This window comes from Kitasatospora sp. NPDC092286 (genome assembly GCF_044755565.1).
In the GTDB taxonomy this organism is placed as follows: Bacteria; Actinomycetota; Actinomycetes; order Streptomycetales; family Streptomycetaceae; genus Kitasatospora.
Genome location: NZ_JBIVRD010000103.1, coordinates 1 through 3,548 on the forward strand (window position 1 = coordinate 1; position 3,548 = coordinate 3,548).

General features: G+C 74.0%; 1 protein-coding gene. It reads left to right on the plus strand.

What is annotated here, in order from left to right; translation table 11 throughout:
• Positions 1-3,548 (plus strand): type I polyketide synthase (locus ACIQIB_RS39305; RefSeq protein WP_400764256.1); only part of this gene is annotated, 3,548 nt, incomplete at both ends.

The window sequence follows — 3,548 nt, forward strand, 5'->3', positions numbered from 1 at the left end:
GACGGACCCGACCCACTGACGTCACTGCTACCGTCCCTGGCCTCCTGGCGACGCCGCAGCCGCGAACAGGCACTCACCGACTCCTGGCGCTACCGGATCACCTGGAAACCACTGCCGGAGATCAAGTCCACCGCCCCCTCGGGGGTTTGGCTGCTGGTGACACCCGCCGACCGGCCCGATACACGCCCGGTGGTCGATGCCCTCACCCGGCAGGGCATGACCCTGCTGCCCCTGGAGGTCGGCGCGGCCGACGCCGACCGCGAGGCACTCGCCTCCCGCATCCGGCAGACGCTGGACGGCACGGCCCCCGCCGGAGTGCTCTCCCTCCTGGCACTGGCCGAAGGCCCGCACCCGGGCTGCCCCGAACTGCCGGCCGGGCTCGGCCTCACCCTGACGCTGATCCAGGCCCTCGGCGACGCGGGCACCGACGCGCCGCTCTGGCTCGCCACCCGGAGCGCCGTCACCACCGGCAGGCCGGAATCCGTCGCGGACCCGCTCCAGTCCATGGTCTGGGGCCTGGGACGGATCGCCGCGCTGGAGTACCCCCAGCGCTGGGGCGGCATGATCGACCTCCCCCCGGCCCTGGACCCCGCCTCCGCGGCACGGCTGGCCGTGGTACTGGCAGGCGGGGCCGACGCGGAGAACGAGGTGGCGGTCCGCCCCTCCGCGGCCTTCGGCCGGCGACTCGTCCGAGCCACGCCGAGCGGGACCGAGCGCGGGACCTGGCAGCCCCAGGGCACCGCGCTGATCACCGGCGGCACCGGCGGCCTGGGCGGTCACGTCGCCCGGTGGCTGGCCCGCGGCGGCGCCGAGCACCTGGTACTCGTCAGCCGCAGCGGACCGGCCGCCCCCGGCGCGCAGCAGCTGAAGGCCGAACTCACCGAACTCGGCGCCCGGGTCACCATCGCCGCCTGCGACGTGACCGACCGCGACGCCCTGACCGCACTGCTCGACCGCCTGGACGCCGCGGGCTCCCCCGTGCGGTCGGTCTTCCACACGGCCGGTGTCCTGGACGACGGGGTCATCGACACCGTCACCGCGGACCGGGCCCGCACCGTACTGCGTCCCAAGGTGGATGCCGCGCTGAACCTGCACGAGCTGACCAAGGACCGGGACCTGACCGCCTTCGTGCTGTTCTCCTCGTTCGCGGGCACGCTGGGCGGACCGGGCCAGGGCAGCTATTCGGCGGCGAACGCCTTCCTGGACGCCCTGGCGCAGCAGCGCCACGCCGCCGGCCTGGCGGCGACGGCCGTCGCCTGGGGCCCCTGGGCCGGCGGCGGTCTGGTCGACGACGCCACCGAGGCGCGGCTGCGCAGGAACGGCATGCCGGCGATGGAGCCCGAGTCGGCGATCGCCGCACTCCAGCTGGCCCTCGACCTGGGCGACCCGTTCGTGGCCGTGGCCGACATCGACTGGGAGCGGCTGACGGCGTCCTCGCCCACCGGCCCCACGGCGCCCGTGCTCAGCGAGCTGCCCGAGGTGCGCGGCGTCCTCGGCGCCGCCACCGGATCCGCCGCGGCGACCGGCACCAGCGGCGACGACTCCCCGCTGGCACAGCAGCTGGCGGGCCTGTCGGACGGCGACGCCGAACAGGCCCTGGTGGCGCTGGTCAGTGCCCAGGTGGCCGCCGTACTCGGCTACACCGACCCGGAATCCGTCGAGGTGGGCCGGGCGTTCCGCGAGCTGGGCTTCGACTCGCTCACCGCCGTCGACCTGCGTAACCGGCTGTCGGCCGCGACCGGCATGCGGCTGCCGGTCACCCTGGTCTTCGACTACCCGTCGGTCACCGCGCTGGCCCAGCACCTGCGTTCCGAGCTGATCGGCACCCGGCCCGCCGCGCCCGAGCCGGTATCCGGCGCCGCGCCCGTCGACGACGACCCGATCGCGATCATCGCGATGAGCTGCCGGTTCCCCGGAGGCGTGACCACCCCCGAGGAGCTGTGGGAGCTGATCGACGAGGGCCGCGACGCGGTCTCCGACTTCCCCACCGGCCGGGGCTGGGACATCGAGGGCCGCTACGACCCGGACCCCGACAAGCCGGGCACCTTCTACGCGCGCGGCGGCGGATTCCTCTACGACGCCGACCACTTCGACCCGACGTTCTTCGGAATCTCGCCGCGTGAGGCACTGGCGATCGACCCGCAGCACCGGCTGCTGCTGGAGACCTCCTGGGAGGCCTTCGAACGGGCCGGCATCGCACCGGCGTCGATGAAGGGCACCGAGGCGGGCGTGTTCATCGGCGCCAGCTACAACGACTACGGGTCCCGCTTCCAGCAGGCACCCGAGGAGTTCGAGGGCTACCTCGCGACGGGCAGCGCCAGCAGCGTCGCCTCCGGGCGGGTGTCCTACACCTTCGGTCTGCAGGGACCCTCGCTGACCGTGGACACGGCCTGCTCGTCCTCGCTGCTCGCGCTGCACCTGGCCGCGCAGTCCCTGCGGCAGGGTGAGTGCTCGATGGCGCTGGCCGGCGGTGTGGTCGTGATGTCCACCATGGACAGCTTCATCGAGTTCAGCCGTCAGCGGGCCATGGCCCCCGACGGCCGGTGCAAGGCGTTCTCCGCGCAGGCGGACGGCGCCGGGTGGGCCGAGGGCACCGGGATGGTCCTGCTGGAACGGCTGTCCGACGCCCGGCGCAACGGGCACCGGGTACTCGGCGTGATCCGTGGCTCCGCCGTCAACCAGGACGGCGCCAGCAACGGCCTCACCGCCCCGAACGGGCCCGCGCAGCAGCGCGTCATCCAAACGGCGCTCGCCTCCGCCGGGCTCTCACCGGCGGATGTGGACGCGGTGGAGGCACACGGCACCGGCACCCCGCTCGGTGACCCGATCGAGGCGGGCGCGCTGCTGGCGACGTACGGTCAGGGGCGTTCCGTGGAGCGGCCGTTGTGGCTGGGGGCGCTGAAGTCCAACATCGGTCACACGCAGGCCGCTTCCGGTGTGGCCGGCGTGATCAAGATGGTGATGGCGATGCGGCACGGTGTGCTGCCCCGCACCCTGCACGCCGACGAGCCCTCCGGGAAGATCGACTGGTCGGCGGGCGCGGTCGAGCTGCTGACCGAGGCCCGGCCCTGGCCGCAGACCGGCGCGCCGCGCCGAGCGGGCGTGTCGGCGTTCGGCGTCAGCGGCACGAATGTCCATCTGATCCTGGAGCAGGCGCCGGAAACCGACGACGAGCCCCAGAGCGCGGCCCCTGCGGCACCGGACAGCGCTTCCGTGGTGCCGTGGGTGGTGTCGGGCAAGTCCCCGGCGGCACTGCGCGCCCAGGCCGCGCGGCTGCGTGAGCAGGTGGCGGCGTCGCCGGAACTGTCGCCGGTGGACGTGGGCTTCTCGCTCGCGACCGCCCGGACGGCGTTCGAGTACCGCGCCGCCGTGACCGGACGCGACGTCGCGGAACTGCTGCGCGGCCTGGAGGGCCTGGCCGACGACCACAGCGACGGCACGCGGCCCGTGCCTGGCCGGACGGCGTTCATGTTCACCGGTCAGGGTGCGCAGCGTCTGGGGATGGGTCGGGAGTTGTATGGGGTGTTCCCGGTGTTCGCGGCGGCGTT